The sequence below is a fragment of the Janthinobacterium sp. TPC_1 genome (assembly GCF_056037845.1).
The window spans coordinates 3,119,218-3,140,590 of sequence record NZ_CP195157.1 but is presented as its reverse complement, the minus strand read 5'-3'; the positions used below and the strand labels follow the sequence as shown (position 1 = coordinate 3,140,590).

Sequence of the window (21,373 nt, the reverse complement as noted above, 5' to 3'; positions counted from 1 at the left end):
TGGCAAGAAAATGAAACAAATCGTTTAGAATAAAGCATGCGCCGCCCTCCCCAACCTCCGCTCGACCACCGCGACAAACCCGTCATCTGGACCGTCTCCGTCTCGCGGCTGTTCGACCTGTTCCGCGACATCACGCTCGAATATGACGACCTGGCGACGATCGAACCGATCAACCTGGGCTTCGACGACGCCGTGCGCCACATCCGCGAACGCATGGCCACGGAGCGCTGCGACGCCGTCATCGCGGCCGGCTCGAACGGCGCCTACCTGAAAGGCCGCCTGTCGGTGCCCGTCATCATCGCCAAGGCCAGTGGCTACGACGTGATGCAGGCGCTGGCGCGCGCGCGGCGCATCTCGCCGCACATCGGCGTCGTCACCTACCAGGACCCGATGCCGGAACTGGGCGAATTTGCCGCCACCTTCGGCTTCCAGATCGCGCAGCGCACCTACGCCACCGAGGAAGACGCGCGCGCGCAGATCAATGAACTGAAGGCGGCCGGCGTCAAAGCCGTCGTCGGCGCGGGGCTCGTCACCGACCTGGCCGAAGAGGCGGGCCTGGCCGCCGTCTTCGTGTATTCGGCCACGGCCATCCGGCGCGCCTTCGACGACGCGCTGGAGCTGGCGCGCCTGACGCAGATCGAATCGAACCGGGGACGGCGCGCGGTGGTGGCCGACACCCTGCGCGCGCGCCACGGCCTGCACGATTTGCGCGGCGAATCGGAGGCGATGGAGGCGCTGCGCCAGTCGGTGGTGCTGTATGCCCGCTCGCCGGCGACGGTGCTGATCCAGGGCGAGACGGGCAGCGGCAAGGAACTGGTGGCGCAGGCCATTCACCGCGAAAGCCCGCGCAGCCTGGGCGCGAACCGGCCTTTCATCGCCATCAATTGCGGCGCCATCGCCGAGTCCCTGCTGGAATCGGAGCTGTTCGGCCACGAGGACGGGGCGTTTACGGGGGCACGCCGGGGCGGCCATGCGGGCCTGTTCGAAGCGGCCAACCACGGCACCCTGTTCCTTGACGAAATCGGCGAAATGCCGCTGGCCCTGCAAACGCGGCTGCTGCGCGTGCTGGAAGAGCGCGAAGTGGTGCGCGTGGGCGGCACGCGGCCCATCGCCATCAACGTGCGCATCATCAGCGCCACGCACTGCGACCTGGAGCAGCGCATCCGCGAAGGACGCTTCCGCGCCGACCTGTTCTACCGCCTGGCCGTGCTGCGCCTGCATTTGCCCGCCTTGCGCGAACGCGCCAGCGACATTCCGGGCCTGGCCGAATGGTCGCTGAAAAACGCGCTGGCCGCGCTGGGCGCCCGTCCGCACCCCAACCTGCACGCGGAAATCATCGCCTGCGCGCCGCTGCTGCGCCGCTACGACTGGCCCGGCAACGTGCGCGAGCTGCGCAACCTGGCCGAGCGCCTGGCGCTGTTCCTGGCCGCCGAGCCGCTGCAGGCGCTCACCCCCGCCTTCGTGCTGGGCGTGGCGCCGGAACTGGGCAACGCTGCCGGCACGGCGGCGCTGCCGCCGGCGCCGGCCGTCGCCATCGCGCCGCGCCTGGAAGACGAAAGCGCCAGCGCGGTGCTGGCGCGCTTCGGCGGGCGCCGCGACGCCGCCGCCCAATACCTCGGCATCAGCCGCACCACGCTGTGGCGCCGCCTGCGCGCCAGCTGATTTTTTCACCCGGACGAAAAACACCATGGACGACTGGCCTCACCTGCACGACTTATGGCAACGCTGCACGGGACACGCTGGCGCGACGGGCAAGCAGGGGCTGGCGCGCGACCACGGGGACCTCCAGGCGCTGTACGCGCGCGGCATTTCCATGGAAGACACGCTGCACTTCCTGTATCAGCAACGCCCGACCCTGCAAGCCTACACGGACTGGATCGCCGCGCGCACGCGCCCACGCCCGGCGCATGCCGCCAGCGCGCACCAGGACGTGCTGTCCGCCGCCGAGCTGCGCCATTTCGAAGAACACGGCTATCTGGTGCTGCGCGGCGCCGTGCCGCGCGCGCAGTGCGCCGCCGCCCGAACGGCCATCTGGGACTACCTGGGCGCCTCGCCCGACGAGCCAACGTCGTGGTACCAGCCGCATCCGGGCAAGCGGGGCCTGATGCTGCAGTTTTCCGACCATCCGGCCCTCGAGGAAAACCGCCACAGCACGCACGTGCGCCACGCCTGCCAGCAGCTATATGACAGCGGCACAGGCGCCGGCACCGGCATCTACGCCAGCATCGACAAGGTGAGCTTCAACCCGCCGGAAACGCCGCAGCACCGCTTCCTCGGCAGCGCCCTGCACTGGGACGTCAGCCTGCAACAGCCGATTCCGTTCAAGCTGCAAGGCATGCTGTACCTGAGCGACTGTCCCGCGCAGCACGGCGCCTTTCACTGCGTGCCCGGCTTCCAGCGGCACGTGGCCGACTGGCTGCGGCAAGTGCCGCCGGGCCGCCAGCCGCGCGAATGGGCCGTCGAAGCCTTGCGGCCCGTGCCCGTCGACGGCATGGCCGGCGATTTCATCATCTGGCACCAGGCCCTGCCCCACTGCGCCACGCCCAACCGCGGCCCGGCGCCGCGCATGGTGCAATACCTGACCTACCTTCCCGAGCACTGCCAGGACCAGGATGAATGGATCTGAACCGCTCATCCCGCCCTGGCGCCGCTCATCCCGCGGCGCTGGCTGCGCGCTCCCGGCGCCGCTAGCATGGTCGTCAAGGAGGAGTACCCCATGAAACGAACACTGCAAACATTAATCTTGCTCAGTACCGCGCTGCTGGCCAGCGCCAGCCAGGCCGCTGCACCTGCCGCATTCACGGTCGAGGTCACCGGACAAGGCCGCCCCCTGATCCTGATTCCCGGCCTGGCGTCGTCGGGCGAAGTCTGGCAAGGCACGGTGGCGCGCCTGTGCGCGCCGCACACCGCGCGTCAATGCCACGTGCTGACCCTGGCCGGCTTTGCCGGCGTGGCGCCCATCGATGGCGACTTGCTGGCGCAGGCGGAGCAGCAGCTGGCCGACTACATCACAGTGAATAAACTGGGACAACCGGCCATCATCGGGCATAGCCTGGGCGGCTTTCTGGCCCTGAAAATGGCCATCGACCATCCGGCCCGGACGGGCAAGCTGGTGATCGTCGACTCGCTGCCCGCGCTGGGCGCGACGCAACTGCCGTCCATTACGCCGCCGCAGCTGCAAGCCATGGCAACGCAGATGCAATCGGCCATGCGCGCGCAGGATGACGCCACCTACGCCGCCAGCCAGCGCCGCGCGGTCACCAGCATGGCCAGCGCGCCAGCCGACGTGGAGCGCATCATCGGCTGGGGCCAGCGCTCCGACCGCGAGACGGTGATCAAGGCCATGGGCACGCTGATGGCCAGCGACCTGCGCCAGGACGTGGCGAAAGTACAGTCGCCCGCCCTGGTGCTGGGTACCTGGATCGCCTACAAGGACTATGCGCCGCGCGCCGCCATCGAAGCCACCTTCCAGCAGCAGTACGCGCAGCTGCCGGGCGTGCAGATCGTGCTGGCCGACACGGCGCGCCATTTCATCATGTACGACCAGCCGGACTGGATGCTCGGCCGCATCGGGCAATTCCTCGACTGACAGGCAGCCATGACACAAGCGCCCCGTTCCTGGCTGACCCGTTTGAACTGGTACTGGACCTTCCAGCTGGCCGGCTGGAATGGGGCCGCCCTGCTGGCGCTGCTGAGCCTGAGCCGCGCCCCCATGAGCTGGGCCATTCTTGGCGTCTGCTGGTGGGGCGGCGCCAGCGGCCTGCTGCTGTCCATGGCGTGGCGGCGCCTCCTGCGGCGGCGCGGCTGGATCGACGGCCGCTTCGCCTGGCAGCGCATCCTCCCCGTGCTTCCGCTGCTGGGCCTGATCCAGAGCCTGAGCGCGGGCGCCGGCTACGCCGTGCTGCAGCCGTTCGGCCCCGTCACCAGCCTGGCCTGGCTGCCGCCGGCGCTCGTCACCTGGAGCGCCATCTTCCTGATCTGGACCGTGCTGTACTCGATGGTGCAGTCGCTGCGCCGCGCCAGCCGCTTCGAGGCCGAGGCGCTGCGCCTGGAAGTACTGGCCAAGGACGCCCAGTTGCGCGCCTTGCAGGCGCAGGTGAACCCGCATTTCTTCTTCAACAGCCTCAATAGCGTGCGCGCGCTGATCTTCGAAGACCGCGAGGCGGCCGCGCACATGATCGACCAGCTGGCCGGCCTGATGCGCCATGCGCTGCAGTCTGGCCAGCATGCGACGGTGCCGCTGGCGGCCGAACTGGACGCCGTGCGCGCCTACCTGGCGATCGAACAGATACGCTTCGAGGAGCGCCTGCGCGTCAACTTTGCGATCGGGATCAGCGCCCCCGGCCTGGAACAGGTGCGCGTGCCGCCCATGGCCCTGCAAACGCTGGTGGAAAACGCCGTCAAGTATGGCGTGGAAACGAGCGCCGACGGCGGCGACATCCGCATCGCGGCGCGGCGCCACAGCGCGAATGGCGCGGCCATGCTGCAGATCGAGGTCGCCAACACGGGCGTCTTGCGCGCACCGGGCAACTCCACCTGCGTCGGCCTGCGCAATGCGCGCCAGCGCTTGCAGCTGGCCTGCGGCGAGCGCGCCAGCCTGGAATTGCGCCAGCAGGCGGGCTGGGTATTTGCCACCATCGACCTGCCGGAGCAGGCATGAACGCTCGGCCGCTCAAGGTACTGCTGGTCGACGACGAGCGCCTGGCGCGCGCCGAGCTGCGGCGCCTGCTGGCGCCGCATGTGCGGCAAGGTGCCGTCGACATCGTCGGCGAGGCGGCCAGCGCGGCCGACGCCGTCGCGCAGATCGCCAAGCTGCGCCCCGACCTGCTGCTGCTCGACGTGCAGATGCCGGGCGGCTCCGGCTTCGACCTGCTGGCGTCGCTCGACGACGCGCCCGACGTCATCTTTTGCACGGCCTTCGACCAGTACGCACTGCAGGCCTTCGAGGTCAGCGCCCTCGACTACCTGCAAAAACCCGTGCAGGCGGCGCGCCTGGCCACGGCCCTGGCACGCGCCGGCGCGCGGGCGCAAGCCGTGCCGCCGCCCGCGCCGCGCAAGGTCTTCATCAAGGATGGGGAGCGCTGCTGGTTCGTGGCGTTTGACGATATCCGCCTGCTGGAGTCGGAAGGCAACTACACGCGCGTGCATTTCGCGGCGCAGCAGCCGCTGATGCTGCGCTCATTGAGCCAGCTGGAAGAACGGCTTGATCCTGCGCAATTCTTCCGCGCCAACCGGCGCCAGATCGTCAACCTGGCGCAGGTGGCGCAAGTGGCGCCGAATGCGGCCGACGGCCTCGACCTGCGCCTGCTGGACGGCAGCGTGGTCGAGGTGTCGCGCCGCCGCGCACTGCAATTCAAGGCCGCCACCGGCCTGTAGCCAGATTACTTGAGCGCGGGGATAGGCTGCGCCTGGAAGGCGGGGCGCGGCTGCTCTTTGAGTTTTTTCGCCAGCATGTCGAGCGCCACGTCCAGCTGGCGGTCGCCGCCATTGAAGGTGGCGTGCGGCGGATTGTCCACCTCGACGTCCGGCACCACGCCCACGCCTTCGATCAGCCACTGGCCATCGATGCCGAACTGGCCGTTTTCCGCCACGCGCGCCATGCCGTTGTCGGCCAGACGCGTATTGTCGCTGAGCCAGACGCCGGCGCCGGCCGTGCGCTTGCCCACCAGCGGCGCCAGTTTCAATGCCTTGATGCCGGCGGCGAAGGTCTCGCCATCGGAATACGTCAGTTCATCGACCAGCACCACCAGATGGCCGCGGAAGGTGTTCTGCATGTTCGTCGACGGCTGCACGCCCGGCGGCGCCCAGTAGGCCCAGGCCTTGCGCAGCAGTTTTTCGATGATCCAGCTGTCGATATTGCCGCCGTTGTTGCGCCGCACGTCGATGATCAGGCCTTCGCGGTTGATGTTGGCATAAAAATCGCGCGCGAACGAGGCGATGTCGTTGGCCCCCATGGCGCGCAGGTGCAGGTAGCCGATGCGCCCCTGCGAGGCGGCCGCCACCTGCTCGGCGCGGCTCAGTTCCCAGTCGCCATAGCGCAGCGCCGTCTGTTTCGCCATGTTGACGGGCGTGACGATGACGGCGCGCGGCGCAGCCTTGCCATGACCGCGTTTGACCTGCAACAAGACCTGCTTGTCGGCCTGGTTCAGCAGCAAATCGCTGATGTCGCGCGCGGCCAGGACGTCTTTGCCGTTGACGGCCGTGATCACGTCGCCCGCGTTGACGTCCACTTCGGGGCGCGCCAGCGGCGCGCGCGCCGACGGCAATTCCGCCTCGCTGCGGTAGACGTGTTCGACCCGGTAGCCCTCGCTGGTGCGCGCCAGCACGGCACCGAGGCCGGCCGGCGCGCCTTCCTGCTCCGTGCGGCGCAATTCGCCGGGACGGATCTGCGAATGCAGGGCACCCACTTCGGCCACCATCATGCCGAGTAAATCATTGAGTTCGGCGCGGTCCGTGACCCGCTCGACCAGCGGCGCATACTTGTCGCGCGCCGCCCCCAGTCCACGCCGCGCATCTTCGCGTCGTACAGGAAGTCGCGGTGCAAGCGCCAGGCGTCGTTGAACATCTGCTTCCATTCCAGGCGCGGGTTCGACACAAACGTCCAGTCGTCGACTTTTACTTTCGCCTTCGACAAGTCGGACGGCAGCTTGGCGCCCGCCTCGATCACCAGCATCTCGCCCGGCCCCGTGGCCGCTGCGCTGGTTGCTGTCCTGTAGTACAAATGCTTTTTATCCTGCGCCAGGTCGAATTCGCGCACATTGGCCACCAGCAATTCCGGCTTGGAGCCGGTATTGCCTATGGCCAGCGTTTTCAGACTGAACTTGTTCTCGCCGCTGTCACGCTCGAGGAAATACAGGCGCTTGTCGTCCATGGCCAGCGCGCCGTAATTGCCCGCCGGCAGCGGTACTTCATACAGGCGCCCGGCCAGGCCCTTGAAGACGACGTCCGGCAGCGCTGCCGGCGCCTTTTTCACGGCCGTCTTGCCGCCGGCCTTTTCCAATGCCTTTTCCGCCGCCGATTCGGCCGCCTTTTCATCGTCCGTCTCGGCCGGTTTCACTCCCGGGCGGCTCAGCTCATCGTCGGGCTGGAACGGGAAGCGGTTGCCCGGCTGCAGCGCCAGCGCATACACGCCGATGCGCTTGTCGAACACGGGCCCCATGTTGCGGTCACCCCACGGCGACCCATTGGCCAGCTGGAAATTGCGCGCCGACATGAAATACAGCCAGCGCCCGTCCGGCGAAAACACGGGCGAAGCGGAGGTATAACGGTCGCTGGTAACGAATTGCAACTGCTTCGATGCCAGGTTGTACAGGCCGATCTGCTCGCGCTGCTCGTTGCTGGCCACGCGCACGATGGCCAGGTTGCGGCTGTCGGGCGACCATTGCACTTCGTCGTGCTTGTCCACGCCCGCCTTGCCCGCGTCGTCGATCAGCTGGTTGCCCTTCGTTGCCAGATCCAGCAGCCAGAAGCGGCCCTTTTTATCCGTGTGCGCCAGCCAGCGTCCGTCCGGCGACGGGTACAGCTTCCAGCGGTGATTATCTCCCTGCGTCGTCAGCTGCTCGCCCTTGCCCGAACCGTCGGCCGCGTACTTCCAGATTTCGTTCTCTCCGCTCGTGTCGACGATGGCGAACACGGATTTCTCGTCGCTGGAAAAGACGGCGTCGCGCGCCCGCGCCCCTTCGGGAATGGCGATGTCGACGCGGCGCAAGCTGCCCGTGCCGGCGATGCTCACGCGGCCCCTGGCAGTGAGAATGATGCGCTCATCCTTGCCGGACACCTGGACATTGCTCAAGGTATCGAGCGGCGAGCGGATCTGGCGCGCGCGCTGCTGGTCGAAATCGGAGACAAGGCTGATCGGCAATGGCGATGAGTCCGTCCCTGCGGCCAGGTCCAGTACCCGCAGGTCTGCGCCCAATTGATACACAATCTTGCCGTCGCCCAGCTGCGCATTGCGCACATCCCACTGCGTGTGGCGGGTCAGGGCGCGGCGGTCCGAACCGTCGGGCAGCATGCTCCACAGATTGTCGCTGCCGCCCTCGTCGCTGATGTAGTAGACGCGGCCCTGCCACCACATGGGGCGCTTGTTGTTGCCCGCCAACACACCAGCATCCGTGTGCATGGGCACGGCCTCGCCCTTGCCATCGAGATCATAGCGCCACAAGGTGGCATGCGCGCCGCCCCGGTAGTTGCGCACATTGTCGTTCGTCATGGCCAGGCCGAAACGCGTGAAGAACAGCGTCTTGCCAGCGTCGTCGAGCACGGCGTCGTTGGCGTCGGCCACGGGAAACACGCGCCGCGTCTGTTTCACGGGATCGATGGCAGCGACGATGCGGCGCGAGGCGGGACCGTCCGTATTTTGCGTGCTCACCAGCACTTCGCCCTGCGCCGTCCAGCCCAGCACCAGCACGCCGCCATTGTCAAAGGAAATGCGGCGCGGCAAGCCGCCCGCCAGCGGCATCACATACGCTTCCTGCGCCCCTTCGTAGGCGGCGGAAAACGCCAGCCACTGGCCGTCGCGCGAAATTGCCGCGTTCGTTTCATAGCCGGGATGCGTGGTCAGGCGCTGCGCCGCGCCGCCGCGTAGATTGCTTTTCCACAAGTCGCCTTCGGCCGTGAAGACGACGGTATCGCCGCGCACGGCGGGAAAACGGAAATAACTGCCAGCGGACGCGGCAGCGGCGGCATTGCCCAGCAGGCCGGCGGACAACAGGAGGAAGGCGAGAGTGCGGGAAATTTTCATTAAGCAATCTTTCAAGAGCCAGGGAAGCGGAACGATGCGGGGCATGGCCGACATCGGGATTCTGATTCTTGCATAGCTTACGCAAAAGCAATACTTATTTTTAAACAAGGATATTTACACAACAGTTTCCATTCCTGCGGCCAGGACGTAAAAAAACCCGCGCCACTTGTGTGGGCGGGTTTTTTGATCGCGCGGAAGCGAAGGGGCCGATTACTCGACTTCCACCGTTTCCGGTGCTGCCGTCGGCGCCGCGTCTGGCGGTTCCGGGAATTCCAGCAAGACCTGGTCCTTGTCGTCGAGGTCGACGGTGACCCGTCCCCCCGTGACCAGGCGGCCGAACAGCAGTTCGTCGGCCAGGGCCTTGCGGATCATGTCCTGGATCAAACGCGCCATCGGCCGCGCGCCCATGAGCGGATCGAAACCTTTCTTGCCGAGGAAAGCACGCAGCTTCTCGGTAAACACGGCTTCGACCTTTTTCTCGTGCAACTGCTCTTCCAGCTGCATCAGGAACTTGTCGACCACGCGCAGGATGATTTCCTGGTCCAGCGCGCGGAAGCTGATGGTCGCGTCGATGCGGTTGCGGAACTCCGGCGTGAACATGCGCTTGATGTCGGCCATCTCGTCGCCGGCCTGCTTCGAATTGGTGAAGCCGATCGACGTCTTTTGCAGGCTTTCCGCGCCCGCATTGGTCGTCATGATGATGATCACGTTGCGGAAATCGGCTTTGCGGCCATTGTTGTCCGTCAAGGTGCCATGGTCCATGACTTGCAGCAGGATATTGAAAATGTCCGGATGGGCTTTTTCAATTTCATCGAGCAGCAAGACCGCGTGCGGCTTCTTGGTGATCGCTTCCGTCAGCAAGCCACCCTGGTCGAAACCGACGTAGCCCGGCGGCGCGCCGATCAGGCGGCTGACGGCGTGGCGTTCCATGTATTCCGACATGTCGAAACGGATCAGCTCGATACCGAGGATGAAGGCCAGCTGTTTCGCCACCTCGGTCTTGCCGACGCCGGTCGGACCGGAGAACAGGAAGGAGCCGATCGGCTTGTCCGTCTTGCCCAGGCCGGCACGCGCCATCTTGATGGCCGAGGCCAGCGCGTCGATGGCGGGATCTTGCCCAAACACGACATTGCGCAAGTCGCGGTCGATCGTCTGCAGCTTGCTGCGGTCGTCCTGGTTGACCGTTTGCGGCGGAATGCGCGCGATCTTGGCGATGATGTCCTCGATCTCGGCCTTGCCGATGGTTTTCTTTTGCTTCGACTTCGGCAGGATGCGCTGCGCCGCGCCCGCTTCATCGATGACGTCGATCGCCTTGTCGGGCAGATGGCGGTCGTTGATGAAGCGCGCCGCCAGTTCGGCCGCCGTCGACAGGGCCGAGGCCGAGTATTTGACGCCATGGTGCTCTTCGAAGCGCGACTTGAGGCCGCGCAAGATTTGCACGGTTTGCTCGACGGTCGGCTCGTTGACGTCCACTTTCTGGAAACGGCGGCTCAAGGCATGATCTTTCTCAAACACGCCGCGGAATTCCGTGTACGTGGTCGCGCCGATGCATTTCAGCTGACCATTCGCCAGTGCCGGTTTCAGCAGGTTGGATGCATCCAGCGTGCCGCCCGACGCCGAGCCCGCACCGATGATGGTGTGGATCTCGTCGATGAACAGGATGCCGTTCGGATTGTCCTTCAATTGCTTGAGCACGGCTTTCAGGCGCTGTTCGAAGTCGCCGCGGTATTTGGTACCGGCCAGCAAGGCGCCCATGTCCAGCGAATACACGACGGCATTCTGCAGGATTTCCGGCACGTCGCTTTGCGTGATGCGGTAAGCCAGGCCTTCGGCGATGGCCGTCTTGCCCACGCCCGCCTCGCCGACCAGCAGCGGATTGTTCTTGCGGCGGCGGCACAGGATCTGGATCACGCGGTCGACTTCTTCCTCGCGGCCGATCAGCGGGTCGATCTTGCCTTCGGCAGCGGCCTTGTTCAGGTTTTGCGTGAACTGGTCGAGCGGGCTTTCCTTCGGCTGGCCGTCGACTGGCGCTTCTTCCACGCCTTCGGAGGCTTTCGCGCTTTCCGTCGACTGGTCCTTGCGCACGCCGTGCGAAATGAAATTGACCACGTCCAGGCGCGTCACGCCCTGCTGATGCAGGTAGTAGACGGCATGCGAATCCTTTTCGCCGAAGATGGCCACGAGCACATTGGCGCCCGTGACTTCCTTCTTGCCATTCGAGGCGGACTGGACGTGCATGATGGCGCGCTGGATCACGCGCTGGAAACCAAGCGTCGGCTGGGTGTCGACTTCGCCCGTGCCAGGCACGGTCGGCGTGTTATCGCCGATGAAATTGGTGAGGGTCTTGCGCAGGTCTTCAATATTGACCGCGCAGGCACGCAACACCTCGGCAGCGGAGGGATTGTCCAGCAGTGCCAGCAATAAATGCTCAACCGTGATGAATTCGTGCCGTGCCTGCCGAGCTTCGACAAACGCCATGTGCAAACTTACTTCTAATTCCTGCGCAATCATACTTCCTCCATCACGCACTGCAGGGGGTGCCCCGCCTTGCGCGCATGCGTTAAAACGAACTCCACTTTGGTACACGCTATATCTTTAGAGAACACGCCGCACACTCCTTTGCCGTAGCGATGAACACTGAGCATGATTTGCGTCGCCGTTTCACGGTCCTTGTTGAAATACTCCTGAATGATGGCCACCACAAATTCCATCGGGGTGTAGTCGTCATTGAGCAAGGCCACCTGGTAGAGCGGTGGCGGCTTCAGCACTTGCCGCTCCAGCAGGGTTTCTGTGTCGTGCTTGGTTGCCATACGCTTATTCTAATGCTTTCACAGTGGTTGTCATGCGCAATATCTACGCCTTTCCAATTGTTTTCAATCTTACGCGTTTTCTTAATATTGCGCAGATGGCGACCTTGCTGTCAAAATCAAGAGTTGCTTTTTTGGTTGCCGTGAAGAATTTGGCAATATCGATGGAAAAGCGCTTGACTTCATTATTTATTCCGCCAACAATGCTGTATCGACTGTTGCAGTAATGTACAGCTTGATAAGAAGTGAGACGTCGAGGAGGGGGCAAGAAGCTTCTTGCTTTTATGGCTCGTGTGATTTGTTTTAATTTTGAAAGTTCTTTTTATGGCAACAGGTACAGTTAAGTGGTTCAATGATTCCAAAGGTTTTGGCTTCATCACTCCAGATGATGGCGGCGAAGATTTGTTTGCTCATTTCTCCGCAATCAACATGAACGGTTTCAAGACCTCAAAGAAGGTCAAAAAGTTCAATTCGAAGTCACGCAAGGCCCTAAAGGCAAGCAAGCTTCCAACATCCAAGCAGCCTAAGCATCGCCGGCCCTCAGATGTGAAAAACCCCGTTTCCTTGAAGCGGGGTTTTTTTTCGTCCGCAGGGTGCGCTGCACCCTGCCCCACCGCTCTTGTTACATGTGCTCGATCATGACCTCGCCGAAACCGGAGCACGACACTTGCGTGGCGCCTTCCATCAGACGGGCGAAATCGTAGGTGACGCGCTTCGAGGCGATCGACTTTTGCATCGAAGAAATAATCAGGTCGGCCGCTTCCAGCCAGCCCATGTGGCGCAGCATCATTTCCGCCGACAGGATCAGGGAACCGGGGTTCACGTAATCCTTGCCCGCGTACTTCGGCGCCGTGCCGTGCGTCGCTTCGAACATGGCGACGGAATCGGACAGGTTGGCGCCCGGCGCGATGCCGATGCCGCCCACTTGCGCCGCCAGCGCGCGTCGGAAATGTAATCGCCGTTCAGATTCAGGGTGGCGATGACACTGTATTCGGCCGGACGCAGCAAGATCTGTTGCAGGAACGCGTCAGCAATGGAATCCTTGACGATGATGTCGCGGCCCGTCTTCGGATTCTTGAACTTGCACCAGGGGCCGCCATCGATCAGCTCGGCACCGAATTCCTTTTGCGCCAGCGCATACGCCCAGTCGCGGAAGCCGCCTTCCGTGTACTTCATGATGTTGCCTTTGTGCACAATCGTCACGGAAGGCTTGTCATTGTCGATCGCGTACTGGATGGCCTTGCGCACCAGGCGCTGCGTGCCTTCGATGGAGACGGGCTTGATGCCCAGGCCCGAGGTGGCCGGGAAGCGGATTTTCGTCACGCCCATTTCATTGACGAGGAAATCCATCAGTTTCCTGGCTTCGGGCGAGCCTTGCTGGTATTCGATACCGGCGTAGATGTCTTCCGAGTTTTCGCGGAAAATCACCATATCCGTCTTTTCCGGCTCTTTCACGGGCGACGGCACGCCCGTGAAATAGCGCACGGGACGCAGGCAGACGTACAGGTCGAGCTGCTGGCGCAGTGCCACGTTCAGCGAGCGGATGCCGCCGCCGACGGGCGTCGTCAGCGGACCCTTGATGGAGACCACGTAATCTTTCAGCACTTGCAAGGTTTCTTCCGGCAGCCACACATCGGGGCCGTACACATTCGTCGATTTTTCGCCCGCGTAGATTTCCATCCAGCTGATCTTGCGCGCGCCGCCGTAGGCCTTGGCCACGGCCGCGTCGATCACCTTGATCATGACCGGGCTGATATCGATGCCCGTGCCATCGCCTTCAATGAAGGGAACGATGGGATTATCTGGTACATTCAGCGAAAAATCGGCGTTGACGGTGATTTTTTGGCCGTCAGCAGGTACAGTGATATGTTGATACATCGTGATCTCCGAAGTGGGACACACCGCTGGCGGGCAACACGGGCCGGCGACGCGCTCTGCGGTTGCAGAGTTTACAAAAACAAGTCCGAACATGGCGGCAACAACGCACTTTAGCAGGGAAAGAACACCCGGGCCATTCACGGCGCCAAAGAACCTCGTTGCCATACCGCCTATGTCTTCTATAAGACATAAGACTTACGTTTCACATTATGCACCAGTATCTTACAGGGCGCCACGCTTTTGCGGCGCCAACCAGCAGCCACCATCGTTTGCATCAATTCCTCTACCAGCATGCCACTCATCCTCTTCAATAAACCGTTCCAGGTCCTGTGCCAGTTTTCGCCGCAGGACGGCCGCACCACTCTGGCCGACCACCTCACCATTCCCGGCATCTACCCGGCCGGCCGGCTCGACGCCGACAGCGAAGGCTTGCTGCTGCTGACGGACGACGGCCGCCTGCAGCACGAGATCAGCCACCCGGACCGCAAGGAAGCGAAAACCTATCTGGTGCAGGTCGATGGCGTGCCCGATGCGGCCAGCCTGGCGCGCCTGCAGGCGCCGCTGGACCTGGGCGACTTCATCACCAAACCGTGCAAGGCCGTGCGCATCGCCGAGCCGGACTGGCTGTGGCCGCGCAATCCGCCCATCCGCGCGCGCGCCGACAAGCCCACCTCGTGGCTGGCGATCACCTTAAAAGAGGGAAAAAACCGGCAAGTGCGGCGCATGACGGCCGCCGTCGGCCTGCCCACCCTGCGCCTGGTGCGCAGCGCCATCGGCCCGTTCTCGCTGGCCAGCCACCCCTTGCTGCCAGGAGAATGGTGCGAAGTGCCGGCCGAGAACATCGGAAAAGCGTGAGCGGGACAAGAAAAAACAGCCTCGGCATTGAATTTTGCCAATAAGCACTATTTATTTTTAGATAATGCATTAAAATCATCCCACCTTAACATGACTGAAAAGGAAAGATGATGACAAAAGTAATCCTGGCCCTGGCCGCTTCCCTGCTCGCTGGCGCCGCACTGGCGCAAGCGGGCGCCAAGGTGCACGCTTCCGCCGCGACCGATGCCGTCAAGCCGCCACCCGCCTCGGCCGCCAGCCACGCCTCGGCCGCCACCGACGCCGTCAAGCCGGTGCCGCCGGCGTCGGCCACCGTCAACGCGTCGGCCGCGACGGATGCGGCACGTTCGGGCGCATCAACCAAGGCCTCGGCCGCCACCGATGCGCCGCGCCTGGTTCCCCAGTCCCGCAAGTCGAAGCAGCCGGCCGCTGAAGCAGGCAAGCCCGTGAAGTAAGCGCAATCCCCGGGGTTACGGCAGCGACTATGTTGCTGTAACCCCACGCTTTCGGCGCGGACAGGCAGCATGCTTGACCAGGCAGCCGCCAGCATGGCTTAATCGCCGCTTCGCAGCCACCATCCCGCCCCATGAAAAATTCCCTACGCCGTCTCGGCCTGTCCATCGCCTTGTTATCTTGCGCCAGCATGGCCCAGGCGCAAACCAGGGGCGTGCAACTGTCGGCCGGCATGCATCTGATCCAGGCGGAAGTGGCCGCCACGGAAGCACAACGCGCGAGCAGGGCTTGATGTACCGTGAAAAGATGGAGGCGAATGCGGGCATGCTGTTCGTCTTTGGCAACCCGTCCACGCAATGCATGTGGATGAAGAACACGCCGCTGCCCCTGTCGGTGGCCTTTATCGATGCCAGCGGCAAGATCGTCAACATCGAAGACATGCAGCCGCATACGCTCGACAGCCATTGCTCCACGAAGACCGTGCCCGTGCGCTATGCGCTGGAAATGCACCTGGGCTGGTTCAAGCAAAAGAATATCAAGCCGGGCATGAGCATCGGCAACCTGCCGGCGGCACGCTAGGCCGTGGCGGCCGGCCGCTGGCGGACGCGGCCTTAAAAACCGGATAAAAACGCGAAAAAACCCGCCAGAACGAATCTGCGGGTTTTTGCTTTTCAACCAGTGCCAGCGTACCGGCACAGGCAAGGCCACCGTGGTGGCTTGCCTGCTGGCGAATATTAAGCGGACAGTGCTTTCAAAGCAGCTGCCAGACGGCTCTTATGGCGAGCTGCCTTGTTTTTGTGGATGATCTTCTTGTCAGCGATACGGTCGATGGTCGACACGGATGCCTGGAAGATTGCAGCAGCAGCTGCCTTGTCGCCGCCCTGGATCGCTTTGCGAGCAGCTTTGATAGCCGTGCGCAAGGTCGAACGTTGGGACGAATTGTGTGCGTTTTGCTTAACTGCTTGACGAGCGCGTTTGCGCGCTTGTGCGGTATTTGCCATGGAATTTCCTAAAACAGGGTCAAAGTGCGTTTGCAAACATTAGTGTTTGCCAACCGGTGCGTTCTGTGCGTCTGCCGAACCATGTGTGCCAAACCAGTGCCTGTCAAACATTAGTGTCTGCGTAACAGAATTCTGTACAGCCTTCGATTATAGCGATATTTTCAAGCGGGGGCAAATCAAAAAACCGTGTGTGACGCCAAAAACACCTGAAAATGGGGCTGGCAAGGGCGAATCGGCAGCGGATCGGCGGCAATTGTTACCATATTTTAAGCGTTTGCCGGCACTGGCGCCCGGCTATAATCTGCCCCCATGAACTTGCTTAAAACCCTCGCCGCCATTTCCAGCATGACCATGCTGTCCCGTGTAACCGGATTATTGCGCGAAAGCCTGTTCGCGCGCGCCTTTGGCGCCGGCGCCTACACGGACGCCTTCATCGTTGCCTTCCGCATCCCCAACCTGTTGCGCCGCTTGTTTGCCGAGGGCGCGTTCTCGCAAGCCTTCGTGCCGATCTTGTCTGAATACAAGAACCAGCATGGCCAGGAAGCGAGCAAGCAACTGGCCGACCATGTGGCCACCACCCTCGTCTGGGCCACCTTGCTCGTGTCCGCCATCGGCATCGCCGGCGCGCCGTGGTTCGTGTATGCGATCGCCACGGGCCTGTCCAAGGACCCGGGCGCCTTCGACGCGGCCGTGTGGATGACGCGGCTGATGTTCCCTTATATTACTTGCATGTCCTTCGTGGCCCTGGCCGGCGGCATCTTGAATACCTGGCGCGAATTCAAGATACCCGCGTTTACGCCGGTGCTGCTGAACCTATCGTTCATCGCCGCCTCGCTGTTCCTCGCGCCCTATTTAAAACAGCCGATCTACGCCATGGCCATTGCCGTGTTCGCCGGCGGCCTGCTGCAGGTGGCCATCCAGATTCCCGCGCTGATCAAGATCGGCATGCTGCCGCGCCTGTCGCTCAATCCCGCCATCGGCCTGTCCGACGGCGGCGTGCGCCGCGTGCTGAAAAAGATGGGACCGGCCGTGTTTGCCGTCTCGGCGGCGCAGATCAGCCTGATGATCAACACCAGCATCGCCTCGCGCCTGGCCGAGGGCAGCATTTCCTGGCTGTCCTATGCGGACCGCCTGATGGAGTTTCCGACCGCCATGCTGGGCGTGGCCCTGGGCACCATCTTGCTGCCCAGCCTGTCGAAAGCCAACGTGGATGGCGACAAGACGGAATACTCGGCCCTGCTGGACTGGGGCTTGCGCCTGACCTTTTTGCTGGCCCTGCCCGCCGCCGTCGGCATGGCGACCCTGGCCACGCCCCTGATCGCGACATTATTTCACTACGGCAAGTTTACGGCCGAATCCGTCACCATGTCGACGCAGCCGCTGGTGGCCTACAGCCTGGGCTTGATCGGCATTATCTTGGTAAAAACCCTGGCGCCCGCGTTCTATGCACGCCAGGACATCCGCACGCCCGTGAAAATCGCCATCGGCGTGCTGATCGCCACGCAGCTGATGAATCTGCTGTTCGTGCCCTACATCGCCGTGGCCGGCCTGGCCCTGTCGATCGGCCTGGGCGCCTGCCTGAACGCCAGTTTCCTGTACTGGGGCTTGCGCAAGCGCGGCATTTACCAGCCGAAACCGGGCTGGGCCAAATTCTTCGCGCGCCTGCTGCCGGCCCTCATCGTGATGGGCGGCGTGGCGTATGCTGGCGCCCTGCGCATCGACTGGATCGCCATGCAAGCCCATCCGCTGCTGCGGGCCGGCGCGCTGGCCCTGGTGGTGGCCGTGTGCGGCGTGGCGTACTTTGCGACGTTATTTGCGGTTGGCTTCCGCTTCCGCGACTTCAAGCGCCACGCGTAACAACATGTGCAGGACGTTGTTGCCAGCGTCTCGCCGTACTAGCGTACTGTCTTCGACTTGGCGCCTAGTCCTGCGCATGTTGTAGAAACAAAAAAAAAAACCCGCCTCGGCGGGTTTTGTCATTCAGGCCAGGAAAAAATCAAACAGCCTTGCGGGCGCGGCGGCGGAGCGCGAAGCCGACCAGCGCCAGGCCGCCCAGCAGCATGCCGTAGGTTTCCGGTTCCGGCACGGGCCGGGCCGATACCGTCCCCATATACTGGGCCCGTGTCAGGCTGGTCACGCCGGTCACGCGCACAGTGTACTCACCGGCGTCCAATTCCCATGGACCAGCCCAACTCAGGCTTTGCATGCCTATCGCCGTGCGCTTGACGAAGCCGCCTTTGTCATTGCGATATCCAAGCAAGGTGGCCGTAATATCCTGGACTGCCCCTTCCGGCGAGGTAAACGTTTGCAGGAAGGCCAGCGAGGTCCACGATGGCGTCAGCAATTTAAAGGTCCAGGAATCATCGACCTGGAAAAACGTCGGGATTTTGGTGCTAATTCCCGACAGCGTATCGGTTGTATCAGGATCCAGGACACCCAGCTCATACGTTGCAGCCGATGCGCTGAACGAAGCTGCAGCCAGAATGCCCGCCGCGATAAATTTCAATTTCATAAATTATCCCTTAAAAGTAATTTATGGCCGCCAGATGGGCCAGCCATCGCTTGAGTACTGAAAGTACCAAACAAAATGGTATCATAAAGACATTAAATTACTTGCAATTATTTTATTTAAATTTCATTTGGAATAAGTATTTCCTCTATGGAATGGTTACTCATGCCGGAGGATTTCCCAGTGAAAATAGTTCTCTCTGTATCGCGCCCCATTGACTTATGGTTACAACGGGTTTGCCGCTTCCTGCTGCGCGCCGGCCTCTTCCTCCGGCGGCACCACCTCGGGCACGGCGGACGCTGGCGCGGCAGGAGGAAACAAGGCGGGCGGCTTGCCCGTATCCACCTCAGCCGGCACGAGAGCCAGCCCTGCCGGCGGCACGGGGCCGCCGGCGACGAACTGCCACTCGGACAGGTGCGCCTTGCCTTCGAAGTCAGTGAATCGGGCGTCGAAATTGCCCACTTTTAAGGGTGCGGACGACGACAGGCTATGCACGCCGATGATGCCGCGGCTGCCCGGCTGGTACAGCAAGCCCCATTCGGCGCGCCCCGTGATGGGGTCGACATACAGCTTGCGCAAATGGCGGCGCACTTGCGGAAAGCGGGGATCGCGCAGCAAGGCGGAAAGCGTCGCCGGCTGCTGCGGCTGGCCGGCGGGCGTGGCGCCCGCGTAGCTTTGCAACGCATCGGCAAACTGCGCGCCGATGTCGAGCAACTCCTGCTCGGCCGCCTGGCGCTGCAGCAGGGAACCCATCTTCAGCCCGGCCGCCCCCACCAGGCCCAGGATGGCCACCAGGATGATCAGGCCCAGGTAAGTGAAACCGCGCTGGCGGCGCGCAGAACGATGCATGGCCGCTACCAGTCGGCAAACGGCGTGCCGCTGCGGTCCTTGCCGGGCGCGCCGCTTTTCACGTCATACACCTGGCCCGGCGTGTCGTCGGGCGGCGGCACGATGAGCCAGCTGGCGTCGCTGTCCGTGATGGGATCGACGGGCATGGCGCGCAGGTATTTCTTTTCCACAAGTTGCTCCAGGGAATCGGGATAACGGCCCGTATCGCCGTGGAACTGGTCGATGGTGGCGCGCAGGTTGCGTAAATTATCCGCCAGCACGGTTTCCTTCGCCTTGTCGAGGCTGGGAAAGTAGCGGGGCACGGCCAGGGTCAGCAGCAGCGCCACTATGCCGAGCACCACCAGCAATTCGATCAGGGTAAAGCCGCGCCTGCGGGCAGCAAGGATGTCAGCAGCCATGGTTCACCATAAACGGTAAGGCACGTTGTTCAGGCCCGTTTTATTGGACGTGGAGTACACATCGTAGACGTCGTCGCCTTCGCGCGGTTCAGCCGCCTCGCTGGCGTAGCTGCGCTTGCCCCAGGTCTGCGCATCGCTCAGGCCCGCGTCTGCGTTGAACGGGTCGCGCGGCACGCGGCGCAGAAAAAACAGTTTGCTGCGCTTCGGGTTGCGCTGGTCCGGCACGCCTTCGACCAGCAGTTCCAGGCTTTTCGGGTAGCCGCTGGCGTCGGGCGCCCGCACGATGCGCCCTTCGTCGCCGGCCCGCTTATACGCGTCGAGCCCCTGGCGGATCTCGCGCAGCGCGCGCCGCAAGTCCTGCTCCTGGCGCCGCTGCATGGCCACCTGCGTGACGGGCACCACCAGGGTGCCCAGCACGCCGAGGATGGCCAGGGTCACCAGCAGCTCGATCAGGGTAAAACCGCCGGGCGTGCGCGCCAGCCTCATTTGGCGACCGGCACCGGCTGGCTCGACGACAGCGGCAAGGGCGACGACGCTGCAGCGGCACGGGCTGGCCCGACGATATCGGCAAAGGCGAGGCGGCCGGTTCGGGCGACGGCGCGACTTCCGGCGCGGGCACGCTCTGCGGCAATGCCGGTGGCACGATCGGCGGCACCTGTCCCGGCGCCATCAGCGGCTGCGCCGGCGCCGGCTGCATGCCGACGGCCGACGGGCCGGAACGCACGATCACCGTGCCCGGCATCTGCGTGGGCGCCCTGGCCGCCATGTCGGGACGGCGGCGGAAGCTGCCTTCCGTGCCGGCCGAGAATTCCGATTCCTTCGCTTCCGGACGCTGCACCGTGCGCACCAGGTGCGGCGTGACCGACAGCACGATCTCCGTCTTCTGGCTGTCGTCCTTGCTGCTGCCGAACAAACGCCCCAGCACGGGAATATCGCCCAGGCCAGGCACCTTGTTGCCCGAGCTGCGCTCTTCATTGTTGATCAGGCCCGCCAGCACCTGGTTTTCGCCATCCTTCAATTGCAGCATGGTCGAGGCCTGGCGCGTGCCGATCTGGTACAGGGTCGAGCCGCTGCGGGTGGTGGTGGCCGCCCCCAGGTTGCTCACTTCGAGCGAGATGCGGATGCCCACCTCGTTATTCAGGTAAATGGTCGGCTCGGCGTTCACCGTCAAGCCCACGTCCAGGTAGCTGATCGACTCGGAAGCGAAGCCGCCCGTGCCCGGCGAAATCGTGGTGGTCACCACGGGCACCCGGTCGCCGATGACGAACTTCGCCTTTTCGCGGTTGCGCACGCGGATGCGCGGATTGGCCAGGATATTCGCGTCGCCGTCCGTCTTCTTGGCGTTCGCCGTCACGGACAGGTCGCTCACGCCGATGGTGCGCTGGTTCAGATTATTCAGGTCGTTGATGGTCAGCCCTATCCCGCCCGAGGTGGAAAGTGGCGTCAGGGTCAGGCTCGATGGCCAGGCCACGCCCAGTTCCAGCAGGCGGCTGCGCTTGACTTCGAGGATTTCCAGCTCCAGCACCACTTCCGCCTCCGGCACGTCCTGCAGCGCGATCAGGCGCTCGGCCAGGCGGATCGCCTCGGGCGAGTCGCGCACGATGACGAGGTTGAGCTTTTCATCGGCCACCACGTCGCGCGTCTTCAAGATGGTCTTGAGCGTGTTGGCCACCTGCCTGGCGTCCGCGTTCGCCAGAAAAAAGGTCTTGACCAGCACTTCCTGGTATTCCTTCACTTTCGCCGCCACATTGGGATAGATCAAAATGGTGTTCGCATCCATCACCTGCTGCTCCAGCTGGTTCGTCACCAGCAGGAAGTACACGGCCGATTCCACCGTGCTGTTCTTCAGGAAGATCGACGTTTTCGCGTCCGCCTTGACGTCCTTGTCGAAGACGAAATTGAGG

General features: G+C 63.4%; 18 protein-coding genes and 4 pseudogenes. 11 read left to right on the top strand and 11 right to left on the bottom strand.

Going from position 1 to position 21,373, the window contains the following annotated elements:
* Positions 1-36: 36 nt before the first annotated feature.
* From prpR to ACQVLG_RS15340, 5 genes are all read left to right on the top strand, one after another.
* Positions 37-1,662, top strand: coding sequence for a propionate catabolism operon regulatory protein PrpR (prpR, locus tag ACQVLG_RS15360; RefSeq protein ID WP_474295472.1), 1,626 nt, complete (start codon positions 37-39; stop codon positions 1,660-1,662).
* A 25-nt stretch (positions 1,663-1,687) separates the two neighbouring features.
* On the top strand, positions 1,688-2,626 hold the full coding sequence (locus ACQVLG_RS15355) for a phytanoyl-CoA dioxygenase family protein (protein ID WP_474295470.1): 939 nt from the start codon (positions 1,688-1,690) through the stop codon (positions 2,624-2,626).
* A 90-nt stretch (positions 2,627-2,716) separates the two neighbouring features.
* Positions 2,717-3,589, top strand: coding sequence for an alpha/beta fold hydrolase (locus ACQVLG_RS15350; RefSeq protein ID WP_474295468.1), 873 nt, complete (start codon positions 2,717-2,719; stop codon positions 3,587-3,589).
* Between the two features lie 9 nt (positions 3,590-3,598).
* A complete protein-coding gene (locus ACQVLG_RS15345) occupies positions 3,599-4,660 on the top strand; it encodes a sensor histidine kinase (RefSeq protein WP_474295466.1) in 1,062 nt (353 codons plus the stop codon).
* Positions 4,657-5,376 carry a LytR/AlgR family response regulator transcription factor gene (locus ACQVLG_RS15340; RefSeq protein ID WP_474295464.1) on the top strand — a complete coding sequence of 240 codons (720 nt, stop codon included), beginning with the start codon at positions 4,657-4,659 and terminating at the stop codon, positions 5,374-5,376. Before ACQVLG_RS15345 ends, ACQVLG_RS15340 begins: the two co-directional genes overlap by 4 nt.
* A 5-nt stretch (positions 5,377-5,381) precedes the next feature.
* Here the strand turns inward: ACQVLG_RS15340 and ACQVLG_RS15335 are convergent, their stop codons facing one another.
* The 4 genes from ACQVLG_RS15335 to clpS all read right to left on the bottom strand — a co-directional run bounded on the left by ACQVLG_RS15335 (position 5,382) and on the right by clpS (position 11,550).
* The gene (locus ACQVLG_RS15335) at positions 5,382-6,422 is read right to left on the bottom strand and encodes a S41 family peptidase (protein ID WP_474295463.1); all 1,041 of its coding nucleotides are present in this window, start codon (positions 6,420-6,422) and stop codon (positions 5,382-5,384) included.
* Positions 6,419-8,740: a S41 family peptidase gene (locus tag ACQVLG_RS15330; RefSeq protein WP_474295461.1), complete on the bottom strand. Its 2,322-nt coding sequence runs from the start codon at positions 8,738-8,740 to the stop codon at positions 6,419-6,421. The genes ACQVLG_RS15335 and ACQVLG_RS15330 overlap by 4 nt, the downstream gene beginning before the upstream one ends.
* Before the next feature lie 210 nt (positions 8,741-8,950).
* Entirely contained in the window at positions 8,951-11,251 is a 2,301-nt protein-coding gene (clpA, locus tag ACQVLG_RS15325; RefSeq protein ID WP_034751575.1) for an ATP-dependent Clp protease ATP-binding subunit ClpA, read from the bottom strand.
* On the bottom strand, positions 11,248-11,550 hold the full coding sequence (gene clpS / locus ACQVLG_RS15320) for an ATP-dependent Clp protease adapter ClpS (RefSeq protein WP_034751577.1): 303 nt from the start codon (positions 11,548-11,550) through the stop codon (positions 11,248-11,250). The genes clpA and clpS overlap by 4 nt, the downstream gene beginning before the upstream one ends.
* 32 nt (positions 11,551-11,582) lie before the next feature.
* Between clpS and ACQVLG_RS15315 the strand changes: the two genes are divergently transcribed.
* Both ACQVLG_RS15315 and ACQVLG_RS15310 read left to right on the top strand, forming a co-directional pair.
* Entirely contained in the window at positions 11,583-11,774 is a 192-nt protein-coding gene (locus tag ACQVLG_RS15315; RefSeq protein ID WP_474295459.1) for a hypothetical protein, read from the top strand.
* A gap of 97 nt (positions 11,775-11,871) precedes the next feature.
* A pseudogene (locus tag ACQVLG_RS15310) lies at positions 11,872-12,074 on the top strand (cold-shock protein).
* Positions 12,075-12,169: 95 nt separating this feature from the next.
* Here ACQVLG_RS15310 and icd read toward each other — a convergent pair.
* Positions 12,170-13,425, bottom strand: a pseudogene (gene icd, locus ACQVLG_RS15305) (NADP-dependent isocitrate dehydrogenase).
* 291 nt (positions 13,426-13,716) lie between these two features.
* Between icd and ACQVLG_RS15300 the strand changes: the two are divergent.
* The 3 genes and pseudogenes from ACQVLG_RS15300 (at position 13,717) to ACQVLG_RS15290 (ending at position 15,291) form a co-directional block, all read left to right on the top strand.
* Entirely contained in the window at positions 13,717-14,280 is a 564-nt protein-coding gene (locus ACQVLG_RS15300) for a pseudouridine synthase (RefSeq protein WP_474295457.1), read from the top strand.
* A gap of 110 nt (positions 14,281-14,390) precedes the next feature.
* Positions 14,391-14,714, top strand: coding sequence for a hypothetical protein (locus ACQVLG_RS15295; protein ID WP_474295456.1), 324 nt, complete (start codon positions 14,391-14,393; stop codon positions 14,712-14,714).
* A gap of 131 nt (positions 14,715-14,845) precedes the next feature.
* Positions 14,846-15,291, top strand: a pseudogene (locus tag ACQVLG_RS15290) (DUF192 domain-containing protein).
* A 155-nt stretch (positions 15,292-15,446) separates the two neighbouring features.
* Here the strand turns inward: ACQVLG_RS15290 and rpsT are convergent.
* Positions 15,447-15,713 carry a 30S ribosomal protein S20 gene (gene rpsT / locus ACQVLG_RS15285; protein WP_010395935.1) on the bottom strand — a complete coding sequence of 89 codons (267 nt, stop codon included), beginning with the start codon at positions 15,711-15,713 and terminating at the stop codon, positions 15,447-15,449.
* Between the two features lie 309 nt (positions 15,714-16,022).
* Between rpsT and murJ the strand changes: the two genes are divergently transcribed.
* Positions 16,023-17,570, top strand: coding sequence for a murein biosynthesis integral membrane protein MurJ (murJ, locus tag ACQVLG_RS15280; protein ID WP_474295453.1), 1,548 nt, complete (start codon positions 16,023-16,025; stop codon positions 17,568-17,570).
* 139 nt (positions 17,571-17,709) lie between these two features.
* Here the strand turns inward: murJ and ACQVLG_RS15275 are convergent, their stop codons facing one another.
* The 5 genes and pseudogenes from ACQVLG_RS15275 to ACQVLG_RS15255 all read right to left on the bottom strand — a co-directional run.
* Positions 17,710-18,225: an FxDxF family PEP-CTERM protein gene (locus tag ACQVLG_RS15275; RefSeq protein WP_230538393.1), complete on the bottom strand. Its 516-nt coding sequence runs from the start codon at positions 18,223-18,225 to the stop codon at positions 17,710-17,712.
* A gap of 222 nt (positions 18,226-18,447) precedes the next feature.
* Positions 18,448-19,071 carry a type II secretion system protein gene (locus ACQVLG_RS15270; RefSeq protein WP_474295451.1) on the bottom strand — a complete coding sequence of 208 codons (624 nt, stop codon included), beginning with the start codon at positions 19,069-19,071 and terminating at the stop codon, positions 18,448-18,450.
* 5 nt (positions 19,072-19,076) lie between these two features.
* Positions 19,077-19,469: a type II secretion system protein gene (locus ACQVLG_RS15265; RefSeq protein ID WP_230538395.1), complete on the bottom strand. Its 393-nt coding sequence runs from the start codon at positions 19,467-19,469 to the stop codon at positions 19,077-19,079.
* Between the two features lie 3 nt (positions 19,470-19,472).
* A complete protein-coding gene (locus tag ACQVLG_RS15260; RefSeq protein ID WP_474295449.1) occupies positions 19,473-19,955 on the bottom strand; it encodes a type II secretion system protein in 483 nt (160 codons plus the stop codon).
* A 415-nt stretch (positions 19,956-20,370) separates the two neighbouring features.
* Positions 20,371-21,249: pseudogene (locus ACQVLG_RS15255) on the bottom strand (type II secretion system protein GspD); the annotation flags it as partial.
* Positions 21,250-21,373: the final 124 nt, after the last annotated feature.